This is a genomic window from Paraclostridium dentum (assembly GCF_048568265.1).
Lineage (GTDB): Bacteria > Bacillota > Clostridia > Peptostreptococcales > Peptostreptococcaceae > Paraclostridium > Paraclostridium dentum.
The window spans coordinates 1,129,615-1,153,809 of sequence record NZ_CP183813.1; the positions used below are offsets into that span (position 1 = coordinate 1,129,615).

A 24,195-nucleotide genomic window follows, 5' to 3' on the forward strand; every position below is an offset into this window, starting at 1 on the left:
AATAATTGAAATAATATAAAAATAAAGACAGTGAAGAGAAGAGTAGATATAAAATGTAGTTACAGCGATTTGAGGATGGTGAAAGCTCAATACGAAGTTTATATTGAAGAACATCTCAGAGTCTCTAACCGAAATTTAAGAGAGTAGGCTTAGACGGAAGGTCCCGTTATAGACCATAAGCAATGCTTAGCTAAGAGGCCATTTTTATGGCAATTAGGGTGGTACCGCGATAGTAATAGTCTTTCGTCCCTTTATTTGGGATGAAGGGCTTTTTTTAATATTTAAATTTAATTTTTAGGAGGACATAAAATGCAAAGAGATTTTATAGAAATTAAAGATCTTTACAGAAACAAAGAAGAATATATCGGTAAAAGTGTAAAAGTAGCTGGATGGATAAGAACATCTAGAGCATCTAAAAATTTCGGATTTATAGAATTAAATGACGGAAGTTTCTTTAAAAATATGCAAGTAGTAATTTCAGATGAGAAGTTAGAAAACTTCAAAGAAATAACTAAGCTTCCAATAAGTTCATCAATACTAGTTGAAGGTGAGCTTGTATCAACAGAAGGGGCAAAACAACCTGTAGAAATACATGCAACTAATATTGAACTAGAAGGAGAATCAGATAGTTCATATCCATTACAAAAGAAAAGACATACTTTAGAGTATTTAAGAACGATAGCTCATTTAAGACCTAGAAGTAACACTTTTTCAGCAGTGTTCAGAGTAAGAAGTTTAGCAGCTTATGCTATACACAAGTTCTTCCAAGATAGAAACTTCGTATATGCACATTCACCAATTATAACAGGAAGTGACTGTGAAGGTGCTGGAGAAATGTTTAGAATAACAACTATGGATTTAAACAGCATACCTAAAAATGAAGAAGGTGCAATAGATTACTCTAAAGACTTCTTTGGAAAAGAAGCTAACCTAACAGTTAGTGGACAATTAAATGCTGAAATAATGGCACTTGCATTTAGAAATGTTTATACATTTGGACCAACATTTAGAGCAGAAAATTCATTCACACAAAGACATGCATCAGAGTTTTGGATGATAGAGCCTGAAATAGTATTTGCTGACTTAGAAGATAACATGGAACTTGCAGAAGATATGATAAAATATGTTATAAGCTATGTTATGGAACATGCTCCAGAAGAAATGGAATTCTTCAATAGTTTCATAGATAAAGGATTAATAGAAAGATTAAATAATGTAGTAAACTCTGAATTTACTAGAATAACATATACTAAAGCTGTAGAAATGTTACAAGAATCAGGTCATGAGTTTGAATATCCAGTTCAATGGGGAGACGACCTTCAAACAGAGCATGAAAGATACTTAACAGAACAAGTATTTAAAGCTCCTGTATTTGTTACAGATTATCCAAAAGACATAAAAGCATTCTATATGAGAATGAATGAAGATGGAAAAACTGTTAGAGCTATGGACCTTTTAGTTCCTGGTGTAGGAGAAATAGTTGGAGGATCTCAAAGAGAAGAGAGACATGATGTATTATTAGATAGAATAAAAGAAATGAATTTAAATGAAGAAGATTACTGGTGGTATTTAGAATTAAGAAAATATGGAACAGCTACTCACTCAGGATTTGGATTAGGATTTGAGAGAATAATAATGTATATGACTGGTATGGCAAACATAAGAGACGTAATACCATTCCCTAGAACTCCGAAAAATGCAGAATTCTAATTTTATGTAATATAACAAAATTTTATTATATATACAAAAGCCCTTAGATATTATCTAAGGGCTTTTAACATTTAAATTAAAATCAAAATATATGATAATATAGTAGTTTAATGGAAAATATAAATTAAATATAAGCTAAATTTCAATATGTAGACATTAAAACTTTATTAGAATATAATAGTAATAAGGTTAAAAGATAAAGGTTAATCAGGAGGTAAAGCGATGTCAGACGATAGAATAATTGATTTTAATGAATTAAAAAATAAAGTAAAAGATTCTGATGTAGATAAGTTTGAACAATATATATATACTCTTTATAATTCAGTAATGAGTGGGAGTATGAGCATGGTGGAGTTTTCTAAAAAAATAATGGAATATATGAATGAAAATAATATATCTCAAGAAAAATTTATAAATATTCAAAAGAAATTTATGGAGAGATATGGAATGGATTCTTCTGAAATTGATGAGCAATTAAAAAACCTTGGTATAGATCCTAAAAATATAGATTTAAGCAATATGGACAATGTCAATTTTGAGGAAATAAAAAAAAGTATAGGATTTTACGAAAAATATAATTATAAGATAAAACCAAAGGCTTCTGTAGAAACATATATAAAAAATGACCATAATGATATAAGGATTATATTTGACCAAGAACAAGTTACTTTAATAAGTCAAGGGAAGATAAATCTTGTTGATGCAGAGCTTAATGAACTTTTACTATCATACAAAAATTCACTAGATAAGACTATAAATATAACTATGTGTGAAAACATAACAGAATATGATTATTAAAAAAAGAGATAGGAATTATCCTATCTCTTTTTTTAATGTTCAGAAAGACCACTCTCGCTGAATTTTTCATTAAATTTATGATAAATTTTGTTTATAGGTTTTTTCAGTGGTAATGCAATTATAAGAGAAATTACTATATAGAATGTTAGAATAGCTAAATCTCTATATAATACAGGCGTATAAACCCCACCAACAGATTCTCTTAACATAGAAATTGAATAAGTAAATGGTAGATATGGATTTACCATTTGGAAAAACTTAGGTGTAACTTCTATTGGGAATGTACCACCTGAACCAGCTACTTGTATAACTAAAAGTATAATTCCCATAGCTTTACCCATATTACCGAATACAGAAAGTAGAGAATAAACAATAGCTGTAAATACTATACTTGTAAATATAGAACCTAATACTAGTAGAACTGGATCTACAGGTTTTACACCAAGTACATAAATGTCTCCTAGACTTACTATTAATGCTTGGACTATTGCAATTGATACAAATGTAAGACCTCTACCAAAATAAACCTCATAAGATTTATAATTTCCATGAACCTCAGCAGATAAAAGTGAAGATAATAAAAGTAATCCAACCCATAATGATAATACTGTATAGAATGGAGTCATAGCTGATCCATAATTTTCTATTGGATATAACTTATTTTCTTTAACCGTAACAGGTTCTTTTAAGAAGTTCTTTTTAGATACTATATCATTTTTAAGTAATTTAACTAAATCATTAAGATTTTCTTCATCATTTACTTTTTTAACTGCATCAGTAAGTTCATTAACCATACTTTCAACTTTAGGTAATTTTTCTTTAGCGTAGTTAATTCCTTCAAGACCTTTATCTGATAACTTAAGTGTAGTATTTAGTATATCTTCAGCCTGAGGAAGCTTATTTTCAGCCTCTTGAAGTGTTTTTATAACATCATCACTAACAGAATATCCTTTTTCAAATATATCATTTATAGGGCCTGAAACTTTACCATCAAAATTATTATATAATGAAGATGTAATTGACTGTATATCAGATCCTATTTTTAAGACATTACCTAAAACATCATCAGCAGGTGTCTGTCCACTTTGAATTTGACTCTTTATTGAGCTTAACGAATTCATACCTTGAGTTAATTTTGAATCTAAATCCTTTAATCTGTTTATAGTATCAGTTAAAGGATGGTTTTGAGTAAGGTTATTTAATTTAGTTAAAAACTCTAAAACAGAATTATTTATAGTTGCTAAATTATGTAACTTACTTGATAGATTATCTATTAACATTATAGCATCATCAGAACCATTCTTTATTGCATTGTTAAGTGCATTTGCAGTATCCATAATAGAGTTAGATATATCATTCATTAAGCCTATATCATTCTTTATTATAGGAGCAACTTTATTTATACTATCTTGAGAACTCTTTAAAAACTTTTGAACATCAGCTGACAATCCTTGAGCTTGGTTTATAGTATTTTTTATTAAAGGTAAATCTTTTTGAATATCTTTAACTAAATCGGTAGCTTTAACAACACCATTAGATGCAAGATTTATTGTTTCGTTTAAATCTCCAAATTTACCTTGTACTTCAACTAAAGAGTTTTCAACATCGTTTAGTTTTGGAATTTGTCCTTCAAGTTCTATTCCTAATTCATTAGATACCTCAAATAAAACTTGACTTACTGTTTCAACTACAGTTTGATTTATTTGTAATTGTATAGTAGATGCTCCTTTATCCGTAATTTTTGGAGCAATAGCATTTATCTTCTCATTTACAGAGTAAATTAATTCACCTTTTTTAACATCAGATGATATAAGAGAAGTTAAATCTTTTGAGAAATTTGCAGGTATCTCAATAGATGCATAATACTTACCATCTTTAACGCCTTTTAAAGCATTATCTTTATTAACGAATTTCCAGCCTAAATCAGAGTTATCTTTTAGGTTTTTTACAAGTTCATCACCGATATTGATTTCTTTGTCCCTTACAGTAGTACCTTTATCGTTGTTTACAATAGCTACAGATATGTTACTAGTACTACCATATGGATCCCAAGATGCCTTTATATTAAACCATGCATATAAAGAAGGTAAAATACAAAGTGCGATTACAACTATAAGCATAGCATAATTTGTAAATATGTCTTTTAAATCTTTTTTAAATATATTAAGGATGTTTCTCAATATAATATTCACCTCCGAAAGTAAGAATTCTAACAAATTTAAATTATAATGTTTTTAGTCCAAATAGTCAATATTAAAATTAAAATATATTAAAAATTATACTTATATAGTAATTATAACCAAAGTAATCAAGTATATGACAAATAAAAAAAATACTTTGCTTATGTCGACATAATTTTAATTACAGTTGAAATTAAAAAAGATGGCCTATTTGACCATCTAAGATTTTACTATTACTTTAATATTAACTTAGCTAATATCGTTATAATTGGTAAAGCTATTAAAGTTCTTGTCAAAAATATAATAAATAAATCTTTTAAATTTAATGGAATATCTGATTTTAATATAACAGCACCTGTTTCTGTTAAGTATAGAAGTTGCGTTATAGATAAAGCTCCTATTATAAATTTCGTTAATATATCAAAGTGAGCACCTGATACCATTATAGAAGGTAAAAACATATCAGCAAACCCAACTAATACAGCTGGTGCAGCTTCTACGGCATTAGGTATTTGAAGTAGCTTAAGTAAAAAGACTACAGGGAATGATATCCAAGTAAATATAGGTGTAAACTCAGCTACTATAAGTGCAATTGTTCCCCAGGCCATTACAAGAGGAAGTAAAGCTAAATACATATCTACAACAGTTTTAAATCCATTTTTAATGATTAGATTTAAAGAAGGTGCATTTTCAGCTCTATATAAAGCTTTAGATAAAGCAAATGAAAATACATTCTCATCTTCTGGAATAAGCTCTTCTTTTAGATGGTCTACATTGTTATAAGTTGTATCTTTAATATGAGCTAAAGGGTATATACGAGGCATTATAATAGCACATGCTAAAGAAGCAACACAAACACAACCATAAAAAGGAACAAACAAGCTCATTAATCCTAACTGATCAGCTATAACTGTTGAGAAAGGTAAAGAAACTAATGAAAAACAAACAGATATTATACAAGCTTCTTTTGCAGTATAAAACCCTTGCTTATATTGAGTATTTGTTATCATAATACCAAGAGTACCATCACCTAACCAAGACGATATAGCATCTACAGCAGAACGACCAGGAACTTTAAATATATTGTACATAAATTTAGAAATCAAAGTTCCTACAAAATCCATAAGACCAAAGTCTACAACTAAAGGTAATAAAAATCCCGAAACTAAGAAAATTGCTAAAAGACTAGGTAAAATTCCTAAAATTGTCTGTCCAGTAACTTCAGACTTAACGAATTCAGGTCCAAATCCTAAAACCGTCATAGATACAAATATCGCACCTAATACTCTAAAAGATAACCAAAATAAAGGAACATCTAGTATACTTTTAAGAAAATTATTTTTAATATTTACAAATTTGCTTAATATAGATAAAAGTGCTGATAAAACAATTACTATAAGTGCTATATAATCTAAATAATTAGAAAATGATATTTTTATTAATTCAGCTAAAAATCCAATTCCTATGTTTATTGAAGAAATTCCTTCAATTGGTACCATATTCCCATATGGAAGAGGTATTACAAATAATATTAATCCTAATAATGAGGGGATTAAAAACTTAATGAAACTATTTGATGTAGGTTTGTTATAAAAGCTAATGTTGTTCTCCATAAAATAATATCTCCTTTGAATTTTATATTAAAACGTCTTTATAAATGCATTTATTTTTAAATTAAAAAAGTCCCTTGGCAAAAGCCAAGAGACGAAAATTTCCGCGGTACCACTCTGGTTGATAGAAATAAAAAATTATCCTATCCACTTAATCTCTTAAGGCGAGAAAACCTATAGTCATACTTAGTTTCAAACTATATTCTCCAAAGCTCTCTTCACAATAAACTTCATTACTAGGCTCACACCAACCCTAGTTCGCTGAAAATCCATTTATAGTTACTCTCTTTTTCACAGAATTTTTAATATTCATTTATAACTATCGTAATAAAAAAAATGAATGTTGTCAATGAAAAAAACGAATTATTAAAAAATTTCCAAAATAGCAATAAAATAATGATAGAATTTTAACAAGGGTAAAAGCATAATATATATTAAAATATTAAATAAGAAATAAAATTTAGTTTGGGGGAGGATGTTCTTGTCTAATAATTATGAAAAAGCAATAAATTTACTAGAGATTGGTGAATCTAAAGAGGCTAAAAAATATTTTTTAAAAGCCTATGAAGAAGGATTTAAAAAATCATTGTATTACTTGAGAAAAATTAGGAAAGAAGAGCATGAATGCAAAAAATTAGTAAAAAATTTAACATATGATAAAATAAAAAGCAAACTTGGATATGTAGTAGAAATACCAACTCATTTCATAAAGTTAAACACTATAGATGACAAATGTTTTGACACTATAACTATGGAAAAAGATGAGGATTTTGATTTTTATAATATAAAAACACATGGATTTTTAATAGAAATTCCAGATGGTTGTATTGATTTAGTTTCTGTTGATTCTGTTATAAAAAACATGTCAAATATAGATGAGATTAGAAATTATAAAAATGGAAAAATAATAGTAAGTAAGTCTATTCAAGGAACTATAAACTACACATTAATTACTTCTGGAAATAAGGGGATATATGAATTTAAAATAGATGTGGATGAATTTTTAGTTGATGAATATAGAGATATAATAGATTCTATTTTTGATAGTTTCTATATAATTGAAGATTAAAATAAATTAAAAAATGACCTTTAAAAGGTCATTTTTTAATTTATATTTTTATTACTATCTATTTCCTCAGCTAAGTTATTTAAATATTCCCATCTTTCATATTTAAACTCAAGTTCTTTTTCTAATTTTGATTTTTCATCAAGCATTTCTTGTAATTTAGTAAAATCAGTTGAATATTTATCTAAATTATCATCAATAGATTGAATTTTATTTTCAAGAGAAGATATATCATCGTCTATAGTATCGAATTCTCTTTGTTCATTAAATGTAAATTTTAATTTTTTATTATTTTTAGGTTTTTCTTTTTTTACTTCGCTTTTAGGTTTTTCTTCAACGATTTCAATTTCGTCAGGTTGACTTTCTTTAAATATTAGATAATCACTATAGTTACCAGTAAAAATGTCTATTTCACCATTTCCGCTATATGCAAATATTTTATTACATATTCTATCTAGGAAATATCTATCATGAGAAACACATATAACTACGCCTGGAAACTCATCTAAATAATCTTCAAGTCTATTTAATGTTTCTATATCTAAGTCATTTGTAGGCTCATCTAAAAGAAGCACATTAGGTGCAGACATTAAGGTTCTTAAAAGATGAAGTCTACGTCTTTCTCCACCTGAAAGTTTTTTAATCAGTGTATATTGCATAGTTCCGTCAAATAAAAATCTTTCACACAATTGAGATGCAGTTATTTTTTGACCATCAGACGTTTCTATGTAATCACTAACTTCTTTAACATAATCTATAGCACGCATTTCTAAATTCATATGAGCATCATCTTGAGAGAAACAACCGATTTTTACTGTTTCACCAATTTCTATATGACCAGAGTCTGGATTTAATTTACCATTTAATATGTTTATTAAAGTTGATTTACCTATACCGTTTTTACCTATTATTCCAATTCTATCAGTTCTAGCAATTGCATACTCTAAATCGGTGATTAATTTTTTTTCTCCAAATGATTTAGAGATATTATGAATTTCTATAATTTTTTTACCAAGTCTACTTGATGCAGTAGTTATTTCAAGATTTTCATTTCCAGATAATACCTCAGTATTGACAAGGTCATCAAATCGTTGAAGTCTAGCTTTTTGTTTAGTTGTACGAGCACGAGCTCCTCGTCTAACCCAAGCAAGTTCAGTTCTTATTAAACTTTGTCTTTTTTGTTCCATGCTAGACTCTAGAGCTAATCTTTCCATTTTTTTCTCAAGAAATGCAGAATAATTTCCATCATAACTAAAAAGTCTACCCTTATCAAGTTCAACTATTCTATTTGTAACTCTATCTAAAAAATATCTATCATGAGTTATCATAAGTAATGATAAGTTTTTGTTATTTAAATATTCTTCAAGCCAATCTATAGTATCATTATCTAAATGGTTTGTAGGTTCATCTAAAATCAATAGCTCACAAGGTGTTATAAGTGCTGATGCAAGTGATATTCTTTTTCTTTGACCTCCAGATAATTCAGCAATTTTTTGATTGAAATTAACGATACCAAGCTTTGTTAAAACTGATTTTGCTTCGCTCTCAAGGTCCCAAAGATTAAGCGCATCAATTTTTTCTTGTAACTTTATTAAATCATTATTTAAATCTTCATTAAAGTTTTCGCTTAAACTGTCTAATATACTTTGATAATCACGAAGAAGTTTCATTTCATTAGATGTTCCCTTAAAAACTTGCTCAAGAACTGTAGCATTTTCATCATAATATGGATTTTGAGGAAGGTATTCTATTCTAACTTTATTAGGTTTAGTTACAGTACCACTATCAGGTTCTTCTGCACCTGATATTATTTTAAGTAAAGTAGATTTACCAGTACCATTAACACCTATAAGGCCTATTTTTTCTCCATCATTTATTCCTAAAGATATATTGTTAACTAGTACTTTTTCAGAGTAACTCTTTGTTATATTTTCTAATGTAATTAAGTTCATTTTATCACCCTTATAGTTATTTTAATTTACTAAACTATTATAACAGTTTTTGTGTTATATAGGAATTTAAAAAATATAATAACAGTATGTGTACATACTATAAAATGAAATAAAAAAATTAATATAAATATATTTTTATAATATAATTGCTTATAAGTAAACATAATATTAAAATAGATATAGAACTTGTTATATACATAATGGAAAAGTGGTGATGTAGATGAAAAAAATTAAGTTTATATACAATCCAAATTCTGGTGATAAAAAAATAGTGTACAAGCTAGATAATATAATATCTAAATTTCAAGATAATGGATATACAATTGTGCCATATAGAGTATCTAAAAACAATACCATGGAAAAAGGGTTAGAAGATATTAATGATAACTATGAGTATATTTTAGTTGCTGGAGGAGATGGAAGCATAGATAGGCTTGTAAACTTCATGAAAAAAAATAATATAGATTTGCCAATTGCAATACTTCCTACTGGAACTGCAAATGATTTTGCAAATGTGCTTAAGATACCATTAGACATAAATTTAGCAATAGATAAGATAATTAATTCAAAACCTACAAATATAGATTTAGGAATTATTAATGAAGATTATTTTGTAAATATTGCAAGTTCGGGTATGTTTACAGATGTTTCACAAAGAGTAGATGAAAACCTAAAAAATTCTATAGGTAGAGTATCATATATAATAAAAGGAATAGAAGATGCGCTTCATTTAAGAAAATTTAGTGTACATGTTAAGTCAAAAGAGTTAGAGTACGAAGGTGATATGTACTTGATTTTAGTTTTAAATGGAAGAACTGCAGGAAATATAAACTTAGCACATTATGCTATGTTAGATGATGGATACTTAGATGTAATAATTTTTAAGGCAATGCCAATACCTAAAACTATTCCACTTCTTTTAGATATTATAAAAGGAGCACCTATAGATAAATACAATGAAATTATATATTTTAAAACAGATGATTTGTATATAGATTGTGAAGAAAATATAGTGACAGATATAGATGGAGAAAGGGGTCCTGATTTTCCTCTTCATATAAAATGTGATAAAGAAGGTATTAAGATATTAGGAATTGAATAAGGTAAATTATAAAAATCCACATTGATAGAAATGTGGATTTTAGTTTATACTTGTATATATCAAATAAAAAGGAGTACAAAATGGAAAAGTTATATTATAAAGATCAATATATAAAAGAATTCACAGCAGAAATTGTTGATATAAAAGAAAAAGATTCTAATTTTCATATTCAATTAGATAAAACTGCATTTTTCCCTGGAGGAGGAGGTCAGTTTTGTGATACTGGGAAAATTGATAATCACGAAGTAATAGCTGTATATGAGGAAGATGGTTTAGTATTTCATGTAACAAAAACTAAGCCTATAAAAGTGCATAAAGTAAAATGCATTATAGATTGGGAAAAAAGAGAAGATGGTATGAATCAACATTTTGGGCAACATGTTCTATCTGGATGTTTTTTCAAGTTATTTAATGCAAATACAGTAGGTTTTCACTTAGGACAAGATATTAGCACTGTAGATATACAAGGTTTTTTAACTGAAGAACAAATTAGAGAAGCTGAAAACTTTGCAAATGAAATTATAAATAGAGATATATATGCAGAATTTTTAACTCCTGATAAAAAAGAATTAAAGAAAATGGGATTAAGAAGAGATTTGCCTAAAACTAATGAACAAATAAGAGTTGTGAAAATAGGGGATCTAGATATAAATGCATGTTGTGGTGTACATCCAAGATCAACACTATCTCTTAGAATGATAAAAATAAAAAGATTTGAAAAATGTAGAAATGCTACTAGAATAGAGTATTTGGCAGGTAAAAGAGCAATTGAGTACAGCATGGACAGAGATAATTGCTTAAGTGATATATGTAGATATCTAAAGTGTGGAGATAAAGACGCTATTAATGGAATTAAGAACTTACATAAAAATTTAGAAGATATAATACAATACAATAAAAAGATAGAAAGTGAAATAGCTAGATATCAAGTTAAAGAAATGATAGATTTAGGAGAAAAAATAGGAGATATATCTTTAATTAAGAAAACATATGAAAACGAAAATATAAAATACGCATCCAAAATTGTTTCTAAGTTAGTTGAAAATGAAAATACAATAGCTTTAATAGCAGTTAAAAATGAAGATAAAGTTAACTTTATATTTGCTACATCAAAAGGAATAGATAAGGTTAATATGAATGATTTATTAAAAGATTCTATAAAGTTAGTAGATGGTAAAGGTGGCGGAAGTAAAGTTTTAGCCCAAGGTGCAGGAAAAAATAATGGAAATATAGATTCAATGTTTGATTATGTATCTATGAAAATATCAAATTTATTAAAAATAACAGAGTAGGATTTCCTACTCTGTTATTATATTTCTAAGTTTTTCTATATCAAGCAATTTTACATAATCATTAGTATAATCAATTAGATTATCATTTTTCATATTTATGAACTCTCTAGATAAAGAAGGTCTAGGTACTCCTAAAGTTTCTGCTAGTTTAGTTTTAGTTTTAGGCATTTTTATAAAATTGCTATTTTGTAAGTTATACTCATCTAATAAGAAACTTGCAATTTTTTGTCTGATGCTTACAAAAGAAATAGTTTTAACTGTTTTATTAAGTTCTACAATTTTATTTGTAATATCATTTAAAAATGATATTAATATATTTTTGTGATTAGAACAAAAGTCTATAAAGTCATATTTATCAATAAACATCACCTCAGTTTTTGAATTAGATACAACTGTAGCTGGATATATATTTATATCTGAAAAGGTTATGACTTCGCCAAATAAATTTCCTTTTGAAAAAGATGACATTAAAATAACTTTATCACCAGGCAAAAATCTTTTAATATCAACACCGCCGCCTAAAATCAACCCTATAGAATTACAAGGATGACCTTCAAGGGCTATTATATCTTCTTTATTATATTTTTTCATTGTATATTTAGAATCTTTAAACAAATCGAGTATTTCTTTTTTAGTTAAGTTTTTAAACATGATTCCACCTTATAAAATAGATTATTGTCAGCCTAATTAAATTAAATTTAATAACTTAAACATAGGCTTTAATAAATTATAACATAGAGTAGTATTCAACTGCAAAATCTCGAAATTCTTTTGCATATTTACTAATATAATTATCCGGATGCCAAGAAATATTTATGTATCTTTTACAAACAGGGTCTATAACTCTAAGCAACTTTAGAGAATCATCTGCATGTATGCCCCATGATACTTCAGGTATAAAACTTATGCCGAGACCAGCAATAATCAATTGTCTAACTATTGAAGGTACATCGCTTTCAAAGACTATAGTAGGGTTAAAGCCTGCATACTTGCAAAGTGAATAAGAAATAGTCCTAAAAGGTTTATTAGATTGAAAGCTTATAAAATTTTCATTTGCGATTTCTTCTAAAAATATAGCATTTTTAGTAGCAAGAGGATGGTTGCTAGGCATACCTATAAATAATTCTTCTTCTAATAAGGTTATAGAAAATGGATCATGGACCTCATCTAATGTAGAGGATATACAAAAATCAAAATTTTTATAATCTATTTCACCATCAACATGTTGAAGCAGTTTAAAGGTAGTGTCGGGATGATCTTTTTTGAAGTTTAAAATTAAATTAGGCAAGGTATTAGATCCAGCTAGAACTAAAAGCTTTATCTCTGGTTTTGATTGGTTGTTAGTATCCAGAAGTTCCTTAACTCCATTTTCTAAAATTGAAAGTGATTCATTAACCGTTTTTAAAAACATCTCTCCATTTGAATTTAAAATTATCTTTTTTCCATTTCTATCAAACAAATCGACGCCGATTTCCTTTTCTAATGAGTTAATAATTCTACTTAAAGCAGGTTGAACGATATGCAATTTTTTGGCGGCATTAGTCATATGTTGAGTTTTTGCAACTGTTTGAAAATATTTAAGATGAAGGAGTTCCATTTAATAAAATCACCATCCTAGATTATATAACAAATTTGATATAAATATATAACAAACTATGTATTATACATTTATTAAATACTTATATAGAATATTCTTAAAGGCAATATATTTACTAACTTAACAATATTTTATTCAATCAAGCAAATTAAATCATATCTAATTAACTTTCAGGAATTTATAATAAAAATTTAATAGGAGGAATGCATATGAGTTTTAGTTTTGCGGATGTATTTTTAAGCCAATTTATGCTTATGTTCATAGCTATTGTCACGGGACTTATATTTGGAAAACTTAAGTTTGGAAAATTTAAGTTTGGTATATCAGGAGCATTATTCACAGGACTTATAATTGGATGGGGGGCTTTTAAATACGCAGCAAATGTACCTGAAGGTTCTCAAGCATTTAAGTCTGCACAAGAATTACTATCAGTAGGTGTAGTATCGAGTGATTTTTTTGAAATATTTTTAATATTATTTGTTTGTGCAGTAGGATTATTAGCAGCAAAAGATATGGGTATAGTATTAAAAAAATATGGCCTGAAATTTGTAGTACTTGGTATGATGATAACATGTACAAGTGCCGTAGCAACGTATGGAGCTACATTGTTTAGTGATGACTCAAATCCATATGAAGTATCTGGGGTGTACACTGGAGCACTTACAAGTTCACCAGGCTTAGCAGCGGCAATAGAAACAGCTAGGGGGCATGCAACTCAAAGAGTATCAGAGTTCAACGATATGAGCCTAGTAGAAAAAGAACAATTTCTAAAAATGGCGGGAATAGAAGATATACCAAAAGATTTAAATGAATTTCAATTAACAGATGATATAAAGCAACAGTATATAGTAAATGCAGAAGCAAGCATTGGAGCAGGTCATGCAATTGGATATCCATTTGGAGTATTGATAGTTATATTAGCTGTAAATTTCTTCCCAACAATATTTAAAATAGATGTAGAAAAAGAGAAATTGCAATATAAAAAAGAATTAGAAGATGCAAAGAAATCAAGCAATTCATCCAAAGAAATAAAAGAAAGTAAGTTTGATATTTTAGGATTTGTAATAGCATGTACATTCGGATATATAATTGGAAACATAAATATATATTTACCATTTATAGGCTATTTTAGCTTAGGTTCAACAGGTGGGGTTTTGATAGGATCATTAATACTAGGCTATATAGGTAAAGTTGGAAGTATAAGTTTCAGAATGGACTCAAAGGTTCTAGGCGTTATAAGAGATGTTGCATTAGCATTTTTCTTAGCGATTGTAGGATTAAGATATGGATACAAGGCTGTGGATGCGTTAGTAGGAGCTGGAGCATATCTAGGAATTGTTTCTGTAGTAGTTGGAACAGTAGGCATGATGGTTGGATTTTTCTTAGGAAAGTATGTACTAAAGATCAACTGGCCGATGTTATCAGGAGCTATATGTGGAGGTATGACATCTACACCTGGACTAGGAGCAGCTGTTGAGGCTTTAGGCGGTGATGAACCAGCTGCAGGATATGGAGCAACGTACCCATTTGCGCTTTTAGGAATGGTTATTTTCACTATAATACTTCATAAATTACCAATGTAATTATTGTATTTAAAATAAAATATGCTAGGAGGGGAAACTTATGGATAAAAGATTAAGATGTGATGAATTAAAAAGCAAAGTAATGAGTGCTAAAGAAGCCGCTAAATTATTTGAGGATAATATGGTTGTAGGAACTAGTGGATTTACACCTGCAGGATATCCCAAAGCAGTACCACTAGCTTTAGCTGATAGAGTGAAAAATGGAGAAGATATAGGTATTACGCTTATAACTGGAGCATCTGTAGGACCTGAACTAGACGGAGCTTTAAGTGAACTTGGAATTATAAAAAGAAGGTATCCATATCAAACAAATTCAAGTTGTAGAAACTCTATAAACAATTCATCTATAAATTATTCAGATATGCATTTAAGTCATACTCCACAATGGGTTAAGTATGGATTTTTTGGGAACATGGATATAGCATTGGTAGAAGCAGTTGCTATAACAGAAGAAGGATATATAATTCCTTCTACATCAATAGGAAATTCAAATGTATTTGTAGAGTGTGCAGATAAAGTAATAATAGAAATAAATACATCTCAACCAATGGATTTAGAGGGAATACATGATATTTATAACTTAGAAGCTCCTCCAAATAGAAAGCCAATTCCATTAGTCAAACCTGATGATAAAATAGGAACTCCATATATTATTTGTAATAAAGATAAAATAGCAGCAATAGTATATACAGATATAAAAGATAAAACAAGATCTGTTGCACCTATTGATTCAGTATCAGAAAAAATGGCTAAAAATCTTATAAGTTTCCTAGAAAAAGAAGTAGAAGCTAAGAGACTTCCAAAAAATTTATTACCTCTTCAGTCTGGAGTTGGAAGTGTAGCAAATGCAATTCTTGGAGGTCTGGTAGAATCAAAATTTGAAGAATTGGTAGTGTATTCAGAAGTAATACAAGATAGTGTTATAGATTTAATAGAGTGTGGAAAAGTAAAATTTGCATCGGGGACATCATTAACTATATCTCCAGAAAGACTAGATAATTTTTATGAGAATTTTAGTAAATATAAAGATAAATTAATTCTTAGACCTCAAGAGATAAGTAATAGTCCTGAAGTTGCTAGAAGATTAGGCGTAATAGCTATAAATACTGCAATAGAAGTAGATATATATGGAAATGTTAATTCAACCAATATAATGGGTAGCAGAATGATGAATGGAATTGGAGGATCAGGTGATTTTTCTAGAAATGGTTATTTAACTATTTTTACAACAGAATCAATAGCTAAGGATGGAAAAATATCTAGTATAGTGCCTATGGTATCACACCATGATCATACAGAACATGATGTAATGGTAATTGTAACAGAACAAGGGGTAGCAGATTTAAGAGGACTATCTCCAAAGGAAAGAGCAGAAGAAATAATAAAAAATTGTGCACATCCTGACTATAAAGATGCTTTATATGATTACTTCAATAGAGCTTGCGAGGGTAAGTATAAACATACACCACATATTTTAGAAGAATCTTTATCGTGGCATAAAAAATTTCTAGATGATGGAAGTATGATTAAATAAAAATTAAAAATTTTTATTATAATAATGAAGAAAAATAAGTAATAGTTGCATTGTAAGTAGATAAATTCAATCAAAACGTATATGAATTGATTGAATTTATCTATATTTTCAAAATTAAAGTTTGACAGTATGAAAGATTAAATTTTGAAAATTTCAAATTTTAAAGTGTAATTCAGTGATGAAATAAAACTTGCATAAAAACGATTGCAATCTTAGGTAAAGGTATGTAATAATTTTAGTGAAGGGGTATTTATTAAAAATTTATATTAAAACTTAATATATATAATCTCTAAAAAATCATAATTGTTTAGAGATAAAGAATAGGGGGAGTTCATATGACGAAAAACAAGGAACAAATTCAAGAGAGCTTTAATAAATGGGAGGAAGGAAAAGTTAATAAGTCTATAGCTAGATTCCCAGAAAGAAAAGAAAAATTCGAGTTTGACACAGGGCAAGAAATGAAAAGGTTATATACACCATTAGATGCAGAATTTGATTATGAAAATGATCTAGGATATCCAGGACAGTATCCATATACAAGGGGTGTTCAACCTACAATGTATAGAGGAAAATTCTGGACTATGAGAATGTATGCTGGATTTGCAACAGCAGAAGAATCAAATCAAAGATATAAATATCTAATAGACCAAGGATCTATGGGGCTTTCCGTAGCATTTGACCTTCCGACTCAAATGGGTTATGACTCAGATGATGCAATATCAGAGGGAGAAGTTGGAAAAGTTGGAGTTTGTATAGATTCATTAGCAGATATGGAAATATTATTTGATGGAATACCTTTAGATAAGGTATCAACATCAATGACTATAAATGCACCAGCATCAGTACTTTTAGCAATGTACATAGCAGTTGCTGAAAAGCAAGGAGTTTCAGCTGACAAATTAAGAGGTACGATACAAAATGATATATTAAAGGAATATGTAGCAAGGGGAACATATATATTCCCAGTAAAACCATCCATGAGATTAATAACTGATATATTTGAATATTGTTCAAAAGAAGTACCTAAATGGAACACGATAAGTATATCAGGTTATCATATAAGAGAAGCAGGATCAAATGCAGTTCAAGAAGTAGCCTTTACATTAGCTGATGGTATAGCTTATGTAAACTCAGCTATAGCAGCAGGTTTAAATGTAGATGACTTTGCACCTAGATTATCATTCTTCTTCAATGCACACAACAACTTATTAGAAGAGGTTGCAAAATTTAGAGCAGCAAGAAGAATCTGGGCAAAAGTTATGAAAGAAAGATTTAAAGCGACTAATCCAAAATCATGGGCACTTAAGTTCCATACTCAAACAGCTGGTTGTACACTTACAGCACAACAACCTGAAAATAACATAGTCAGAGTGGCAATTCAAACATTAGCAGCAGTACTTGGAGGTACTCAATCATTACACACAAATTCAAAAGACGAAGCACTAGCACTTCCAACAGAAGATTCAGTAAGAGTAGCACTTAGAACACAACAAATTGTAGCACACGAAAGTGGAGTAGCAGATAGTATAGATCCACTAGCAGGTTCTTATTATATAGAAAGTCTAACTAACCAAATAGAAGAAGAAGCATTAAGATTAATAGAAAAAATAGATGAATTAGGTGGAGCACCACAAGCTATAGAAAAAGGATTTATACAACAAGAAATAATGGATAGTGCATATAGATATCAAAAAGAAATTGAAAACAATGATAGAATAATCGTTGGAGTTAATAAATTCCAAATAGAAGAACAATCTCCAAAAGGATTATTAAAAGTTGACCCAATGGTTGGAGAAAGACAAAAAGAAAAGATACAAGAACTTAAAGAAAGAAGAAATGGTGAAAAAGTTAAACAAGCTCTAGAAGCACTTAGAAAAGCTTGTAACTCTGATGAAAATGTAATGCCATATATATTAGAAGCAGTTAGAGAATATGCTACATTAGGAGAAGTTTGTGGCGTTATGAGAGAAGAGTTTGGTGAATATAAACAAACGGTTATGATATAGGGGGTATATTGATATGAGACCAATAAGAGTATTAGTTGCAAAACCAGGATTAGATGGACATGATAGAGGAGCTAAAGTAATAGCAAGAGCATTAAGAGATGCTGGTATGGAGGTTATATATACAGGGCTTAGACAAACTCCAGAACAAATTGTAGCAGCAGCTATACAAGAAGACGTTGATGTTGTTGCAATGAGTATATTATCAGGAGCTCATAACCACTTACTACCGAAAGTTGTAGAATTGCTAAATGAAGAAGAAGCTGAGGATATATTAGTAATAGGTGGAGGCGTAATTCCTGAAGATGATATTCCATACTTAAAAGAAAAAGGAATTGCAGAAATATTTACTCCAGGAACTCCAACTTCAATGACTATAGACTTTATTAGAGAGAATCTTAAAAGAGCATTAGCTTAAAAAGGAGATAAATATGAAAGATATAGTGAATAGGGTACTAGAAGGCAAAAAAAGAGATTGTGCTAGACTTATCACTATTGTAGAAAATGAGCAGCCTGGATATGAAGATGCTTTAAAAGACATATATAAACACACTGGAAGGGCCTATGTTATAGGGATAACAGGTCCTCCTGGTGCTGGAAAATCTACTTTAACTGATAAGTTAGTTAAACTTATAAGAAAAGAGGGTAAAAAAGTAGGAATTATAGCAATAGATCCAACAAGTCCCTTTACAAAAGGAGCTATACTTGGGGATAGAATCAGAATGAATGACTTAAATACAGATAAAGATGTATTTATAAGATCTATGGGAACTAGAGGAAGTTTAGGTGGACTATCTAATGCAACTCAAGCTGCTATAAAAGTTTTAGATGCTTATGGATGTGAGTATATATTTATAGAAACTGTAGGGGTTGGCCAATCAGAAATAGATATAGTTAAAACTGCAGATACAACTCTTATTGTCATGGTACCAGGTTTAGGTGATGATATACAGGCAATAAAAGCTGGAGTTATGGAAATTGCGGATGTATTTGCAGTAAATAAGGCAGATAAAGATGGGGCAAAGAGAACATCATTAGAGATAGAAATGATGTTAGACTTTAAGAAAGATTGGGAATTTAGACCACCTGTAAGTTTAGCTATTGCTGAAACTGGTGATGGAATAGATAAAGTTTATGAAAATATATTGAAACATAGGAAGTTTTTAGAAGAAAGTAATAAATTAAATGAAAAAAGATTAGAAAGAAATAGAATTGAAGTTAAGGAATTAGTCCAAAAGAAAGTATCTAGTTTAGTTAAAAATTTAGAGTATACAAAAGAGGTTGATGATTTATTATTAAAAACTATAAGTAAAGAAATTGACCCATACTCTATAAGCAATATGTTATTTGAAAAAGTTACAAAATAACAAGGGGGAGTAGTTATGGATATATTAAGAGTTGATCATGTAGGAATAGCGGTTAATAACTTAGAGGAAACTTTAAAGTTTTATGAAGATGTATTGGGATTAAAATGCCAAGGGACTGAAATTGTTGAAGATCAAAAGGTAAAAGTAGCTTTTTTACCAGTTGGAGATACAGAACTTGAACTATTAGAATCTACAACAGAAGATGGACCAATAGCTAAATTTATAGCAAAAAATGGTGGACGTGGAGGAATACAACACGTTGCAGTTAGAGTTGACAATATAGAAAAAGCTATAGAAGAAGTTAAGGCTAAGGGATATAAAATGATAGATGAAAAACCAAGATATGGAGCTGGTAATGCTAAAATAGCATTTTGCCACCCAAAAGGAACAGATGGAGTTTTATTAGAACTAAGTGAAAGAAATTAAATATAACAAAAATTTGGGGGTGATTTTGTGTCACAAGAAAAGTTAAATTTACTTTATGAAAAAAGACATAAAATAGAACAAGGTGGGGGACAAAAAAGAATAGATAAACAACATTCATCAGGCAAATTAACTGCAAGAGAAAGATTAAATCAATTATTTGATGAAAATACATTCGTTGAATTAGATGCATTTGTAAAACATAGATGTACAAACTTTGGAATGGAAAATAAGGAAATACCAGGAGAAGGTGTAGTTACAGGATATGGTAAAGTGGAAGGAAGACTAGTTTGTGCATTTGCACAAGACTTTACTGTGCTTGGTGGGTCACTGGGGGAAATGCATGCGAAAAAAATTGGAAAAGTTATGGATACTGCTTTAAAGCTAGGGGCGCCTGTTGTTGGACTTAATGATTCAGGAGGAGCTAGAATTCAAGAAGCTGTTGATGCACTTGCAGGATATGGAGAAATATTTTATAAAAACACAATTGCATCAGGTGTAGTTCCTCAAATTTCTGCAATAATGGGGCCTTGTGCAGGAGGAGCTGTTTATTCTCCAGCATTAACAGACTTTGTATATATGGTAGATAAAACTAGTCAAATGTTTATAACAGGACCTCAAGTTATTAAAACTGTTACAGGAGAAGAAGTAACAGCTGAAGAATTAGGAGGAGCATCAACTCATAATACAACTTCTGGAGTTGCTCACTTTATGGCTTCAAATGATGAAGATTGTATAGCTCAAATAAGAAAATTATTATCATTTCTACCTTCCAACAACTCTGAAAAAGCACCTATAGTAGAATGTCAAGATGATCCAAATAGAAAAAATGATGCTTTAAATAGTATAATACCAGATGGTTCAAATAAACCGTATGATATGAAAGAAATTATATATGAAATAATAGACGATGGTGATTTTTATGAAGTTCAACCATTCTTTGCTCAAAATATAATAACAGGTTTTGCAAGAGTAAATGGTGAAAGTATAGGAATAATTGCAAATCAACCAAAGATTATGGCTGGATCACTTGATATAAATGCATCTGATAAATCATCAAGATTTATAAGAACTTGTGATGCATTTAATATACCTATACTTAGCTTAGTTGACGTACCAGGATTTTTACCAGGAACATCTCAAGAATATGGAGGTATAATCCGTCATGGGGCAAAAATGCTTTACGCATATAGTGAGGCTACAGTTCCTAAAATTACATTAATAACTAGAAAAGCTTATGGGGGTTCATACCTTGCAATGTGTTCTAAAGATTTAGGAGCTGATATGGTATTTGCTTGGCCAACAGCAGAAGTTGCAGTTATGGGACCTAGTGGAGCTGCCAATATAATATTTAAAAATGATATTAAAAATGCTAAAGATCAAAAAGAAATGAGAGAAATAAAGATAAAAGAATATACAGATGAATTTGCAACTCCATATAAGGCGGCTGAAAGAGGATATATAGATGATGTAATAGAACCTTCATTATCTAGAATAAGAATAGCAGATGCTATTGATACATTAGCATCTAAGCGTGAAGAGAGACCTCCTAAAAAACATGGAAATATACCTTTATAGGAAGGTGGTAAATTATGAATATTAGCCAATTATTAGAAGCTTTAAAAGATCCTTCAGCTTCAATTTCAATAGGGGAAAAACTTTTAGCGGGAGTTTGTGTAGCAATTCTTTCAATGGTAGTAGTTTTTATAGTTTTAATTCTAATATCTCTTATAATAAAAATACTGCAAGTAGACAGAAGTGGAAAACAAAAAAACGTAGCTAACGTAGAACCAATTCAAGAAGCTTCAATTGAAAATAAAAATAGCAATGAAAATATAGAAGAGTTAGTTTCAGTTATAACTGCATCAATTGCAGCTGCTACAGGAAATAGTACAAATAATATAATAGTTACAAAGATACAAAGAACTAATAATAATAGATCAAGTTGGGAAAGAATGCCTAAAAATATTACAAAGTAAAACAGGGGGAGTTTACGATGATAAAAAAATATAATATAACTGTAAATGGAAATACATACGAAGTAGAGGTGGAAGAGCTAGGCAGTCAGGCATCTGTACAAAGACCACAAGTAGCAACTCAACAAGTTCAGCCACAAGCATCACCAAAAGTACAACCTAAGCAAACTCAAAATGCACCATCTGCTGGAGGAGGAACTATATCAGCACCTATGCCAGGAACAATAAATGATGTACGTGTAAAAGTTGGAGATAGTGTTAAAAAAGGTCAAGTATTACTAATACTTGAAGCTATGAAAATGGAAAATGAAATAATGGCAAGTTCTGATGGTACAGTTAAGTCAGTTGATGTATCAAAAGGAGCATCTGTAAGCGCAGGGGATGCTTTAATAACTATAGGTTAAATAATTACAAATTTTTAAAAGGGGGACTTACCCGTGGGAGAAGTTATTAATAATTTTATTCAATCAATGGGTATTGTTAATATGGATTGGCGACAAATTGTAATGATATTAATCGCCTGTGTATTATTATATTTAGCAATAGCAAAAGGATTTGAACCGTTATTATTAGTGCCTATAGCTTTTGGTATGTTACTTACAAATCTTCCATTAGCAGGTGCTATGAATACACCAATTTCATCTATAAATGATGTTTCACTTACACAAGAATCAATAAATGGGTCAATTGCAACAAAGACTCCGGGAGGGTTACTTTACTATCTATACCAAGGATGTAAACTGGGTATATTCCCACCGTTAATATTCTTAGGAGTTGGAGCAATGACGGACTTTGGACCAATGATATCTAATCCAAAGAGTATATTATTAGGTGCTGCAGCACAGTTTGGAATATTTTTTACATTTATAGGTGCACTAGCTTTAGGTTTCACAGGACTAGAAGCATCTTCTATAGGTATTATAGGAGGAGCAGATGGGCCAACTGCAATTTACTTAACAACAAAATTAGCACCTCACCTATTAGCTCCTATAGCTGTTGCAGCTTATTCATACATGGCTTTAGTTCCAATAATACAGCCACCTATAATGAAAGCTCTAACAACTAAGGAAGAAAGAAATATAATAATGAAACAATCAAAGCCAGTATCTAAAAAAGTTAAAATTATATTTCCTATAGTAGTTACTATAGTAGTATCATTATTATTACCATCAGCAGCTACATTAATAGGACTACTAATGTTTGGTAATTTACTTAAAGAGTGTACAGTTACTGATAGACTTTCAGATACGGCAACTAATGCTTTAATGAATATAATTACAATATTTTTAGGGTTATCTGTTGGAGCATCAGCAGAAGCTCAAGTTTTCTTAAGTGCACAAACTATAAAAATATTTGCGCTTGGAATAATTGCATTTAGTATAGGAACAGGATCGGGAGTACTTTGTGCTAAGTTTATGAATAGATTTACAAAGGATAAAGTAAATCCACTTATAGGAGCAGCTGGAGTATCTGCAGTACCTATGGCAGCAAGAGTTGCGCATAAGGTAGCTCAAGAAGAAAATCCAGGAAACTTTATACTTATGTATGCTATGGGACCTAATGTTGCAGGTGTAATAGGATCTGCTGTGGCAGCCGGAATATTACTAAGTTTATTCGGAGGTTAAAATAAAAAGGATGTCTTAAAATATTTTAAGACATCCTTTTTATAATTAAGGAAATTATATTTACTAAAAATATGGATAATCTATGAAACTAAAAAATAATATAAAACTATATTAATTACTATACAAATAGGAACTCCTATAGTAAATTTAGTATGTTTTGTTTTATGTCTAAACGTATACATTCCTAGATATGTACCTATTGCTCCTCCAATTAAAGATAAAGTCATAAGAGTTGATTCAGGAACTCTCCATTCATGTTTAATTGCTCTTTGTTTATCTATGTACATAAGTAAAAATGATATACAGGATATAATTAAAAAATATATGTTGAAAATTTTCATTATAACCTCCTCATAAATTTATTTAAATACTTAAAT

At 29.5% G+C, this 24,195-nt stretch carries 21 protein-coding genes and 2 other annotated features; of the genes, 15 read left to right on the forward strand and 6 right to left on the reverse strand.

The features are described 5' to 3' along the window. Positions 1 to 21: 21 nt before the first annotated feature. Positions 22 to 254, forward strand: a binding site (T-box leader). Between the two features lie 55 nt (positions 255 to 309). After that, positions 310 to 1,710, forward strand: a complete 1,401-nt coding sequence (gene asnS / locus ACN6I1_RS04960; RefSeq protein WP_419742953.1) for an asparagine--tRNA ligase — start codon at positions 310 to 312, stop codon at positions 1,708 to 1,710. A 222-nt stretch (positions 1,711 to 1,932) separates the two neighbouring features. Then, the gene (locus ACN6I1_RS04965; RefSeq protein WP_148550880.1) at positions 1,933 to 2,508 is read left to right on the forward strand and encodes a DUF3867 domain-containing protein; all 576 of its coding nucleotides are present in this window, start codon (positions 1,933 to 1,935) and stop codon (positions 2,506 to 2,508) included. Positions 2,509 to 2,540: 32 nt separating this feature from the next. Here ACN6I1_RS04965 and ACN6I1_RS04970 read toward each other — a convergent pair whose 3' ends face one another. Then, positions 2,541 to 4,688: a YhgE/Pip family protein gene (locus ACN6I1_RS04970; protein WP_419742954.1), complete on the reverse strand. Its 2,148-nt coding sequence runs from the start codon at positions 4,686 to 4,688 to the stop codon at positions 2,541 to 2,543. 233 nt (positions 4,689 to 4,921) lie between these two features. Then, positions 4,922 to 6,301 (reverse strand): YjiH family protein, encoded by a 1,380-nt coding sequence (locus tag ACN6I1_RS04975; protein ID WP_419742955.1) that lies wholly within the window; start codon positions 6,299 to 6,301, stop codon positions 4,922 to 4,924. Between the two features lie 84 nt (positions 6,302 to 6,385). Next, positions 6,386 to 6,602, reverse strand: a binding site (T-box leader). Positions 6,603 to 6,779: 177 nt separating this feature from the next. On the opposite strand from ACN6I1_RS04975, the gene ACN6I1_RS04980 reads away from it, so the two are divergent. Then, positions 6,780 to 7,367: a hypothetical protein gene (locus ACN6I1_RS04980; protein ID WP_419742956.1), complete on the forward strand. Its 588-nt coding sequence runs from the start codon at positions 6,780 to 6,782 to the stop codon at positions 7,365 to 7,367. Positions 7,368 to 7,402: 35 nt separating this feature from the next. Here the strand turns inward: ACN6I1_RS04980 and ACN6I1_RS04985 are convergent, their stop codons facing one another. After that, positions 7,403 to 9,316 (reverse strand): ABC-F family ATP-binding cassette domain-containing protein, encoded by a 1,914-nt coding sequence (locus tag ACN6I1_RS04985; RefSeq protein ID WP_419742957.1) that lies wholly within the window; start codon positions 9,314 to 9,316, stop codon positions 7,403 to 7,405. Positions 9,317 to 9,536: 220 nt separating this feature from the next. On the opposite strand from ACN6I1_RS04985, the gene ACN6I1_RS04990 reads away from it, so the two are divergent. After that, entirely contained in the window at positions 9,537 to 10,418 is an 882-nt protein-coding gene (locus ACN6I1_RS04990) for a YegS/Rv2252/BmrU family lipid kinase (protein ID WP_021428957.1), read from the forward strand. A gap of 80 nt (positions 10,419 to 10,498) precedes the next feature. Beyond that, positions 10,499 to 11,710, forward strand: a complete 1,212-nt coding sequence (locus tag ACN6I1_RS04995; protein WP_419742958.1) for an alanyl-tRNA editing protein — start codon at positions 10,499 to 10,501, stop codon at positions 11,708 to 11,710. A 6-nt stretch (positions 11,711 to 11,716) separates the two neighbouring features. Here ACN6I1_RS04995 and ACN6I1_RS05000 read toward each other — a convergent pair whose 3' ends face one another. Together ACN6I1_RS05000 and ACN6I1_RS05005 are read right to left on the reverse strand one after the other, a co-directional pair. Next, positions 11,717 to 12,361, reverse strand: a complete 645-nt coding sequence (locus ACN6I1_RS05000) for a Crp/Fnr family transcriptional regulator (protein ID WP_419742959.1) — start codon at positions 12,359 to 12,361, stop codon at positions 11,717 to 11,719. A gap of 76 nt (positions 12,362 to 12,437) precedes the next feature. Continuing rightward, on the reverse strand, positions 12,438 to 13,307 hold the full coding sequence (locus ACN6I1_RS05005; protein WP_419742960.1) for a LysR family transcriptional regulator: 870 nt from the start codon (positions 13,305 to 13,307) through the stop codon (positions 12,438 to 12,440). A 209-nt stretch (positions 13,308 to 13,516) separates the two neighbouring features. On the opposite strand from ACN6I1_RS05005, the gene ACN6I1_RS05010 reads away from it, so the two are divergent. From ACN6I1_RS05010 to ACN6I1_RS05055, 10 genes are all read left to right on the forward strand, one after another. Then, positions 13,517 to 14,890, forward strand: a complete 1,374-nt coding sequence (locus ACN6I1_RS05010) for a hypothetical protein (protein WP_419742961.1) — start codon at positions 13,517 to 13,519, stop codon at positions 14,888 to 14,890. A 40-nt stretch (positions 14,891 to 14,930) separates the two neighbouring features. After that, positions 14,931 to 16,424: an acetyl-CoA hydrolase/transferase family protein gene (locus ACN6I1_RS05015; protein ID WP_419742962.1), complete on the forward strand. Its 1,494-nt coding sequence runs from the start codon at positions 14,931 to 14,933 to the stop codon at positions 16,422 to 16,424. 335 nt (positions 16,425 to 16,759) lie between these two features. After that, positions 16,760 to 18,430, forward strand: coding sequence for an acyl-CoA mutase large subunit family protein (locus ACN6I1_RS05020; protein WP_021432537.1), 1,671 nt, complete (start codon positions 16,760 to 16,762; stop codon positions 18,428 to 18,430). Between the two features lie 13 nt (positions 18,431 to 18,443). Continuing rightward, the gene (locus tag ACN6I1_RS05025; protein WP_085281611.1) at positions 18,444 to 18,845 is read left to right on the forward strand and encodes a cobalamin B12-binding domain-containing protein; all 402 of its coding nucleotides are present in this window, start codon (positions 18,444 to 18,446) and stop codon (positions 18,843 to 18,845) included. A 13-nt stretch (positions 18,846 to 18,858) separates the two neighbouring features. After that, positions 18,859 to 19,794, forward strand: a complete 936-nt coding sequence (meaB, locus tag ACN6I1_RS05030) for a methylmalonyl Co-A mutase-associated GTPase MeaB (RefSeq protein ID WP_021432538.1) — start codon at positions 18,859 to 18,861, stop codon at positions 19,792 to 19,794. A gap of 15 nt (positions 19,795 to 19,809) precedes the next feature. Next, positions 19,810 to 20,220 (forward strand): methylmalonyl-CoA epimerase, encoded by a 411-nt coding sequence (gene mce / locus ACN6I1_RS05035; protein WP_021429076.1) that lies wholly within the window; start codon positions 19,810 to 19,812, stop codon positions 20,218 to 20,220. 27 nt (positions 20,221 to 20,247) lie between these two features. Next, positions 20,248 to 21,795: a methylmalonyl-CoA decarboxylase subunit alpha gene (mmdA, locus tag ACN6I1_RS05040; protein ID WP_035117765.1), complete on the forward strand. Its 1,548-nt coding sequence runs from the start codon at positions 20,248 to 20,250 to the stop codon at positions 21,793 to 21,795. Positions 21,796 to 21,809: 14 nt separating this feature from the next. Then, a complete protein-coding gene (locus tag ACN6I1_RS05045; RefSeq protein ID WP_419742963.1) occupies positions 21,810 to 22,196 on the forward strand; it encodes an OadG family transporter subunit in 387 nt (128 codons plus the stop codon). A gap of 17 nt (positions 22,197 to 22,213) precedes the next feature. Beyond that, positions 22,214 to 22,597 carry a biotin/lipoyl-containing protein gene (locus tag ACN6I1_RS05050; protein WP_419742964.1) on the forward strand — a complete coding sequence of 128 codons (384 nt, stop codon included), beginning with the start codon at positions 22,214 to 22,216 and terminating at the stop codon, positions 22,595 to 22,597. A 66-nt stretch (positions 22,598 to 22,663) separates the two neighbouring features. Further along, complete coding sequence (locus ACN6I1_RS05055; RefSeq protein WP_035780102.1) at positions 22,664 to 23,818, forward strand: sodium ion-translocating decarboxylase subunit beta; 1,155 nt, start codon at positions 22,664 to 22,666, stop codon at positions 23,816 to 23,818. Positions 23,819 to 23,898: 80 nt separating this feature from the next. Here the strand turns inward: ACN6I1_RS05055 and ACN6I1_RS05060 are convergent, their stop codons facing one another. Beyond that, positions 23,899 to 24,159, reverse strand: coding sequence for a DUF1294 domain-containing protein (locus ACN6I1_RS05060; protein ID WP_419742965.1), 261 nt, complete (start codon positions 24,157 to 24,159; stop codon positions 23,899 to 23,901). Positions 24,160 to 24,195: the final 36 nt, after the last annotated feature.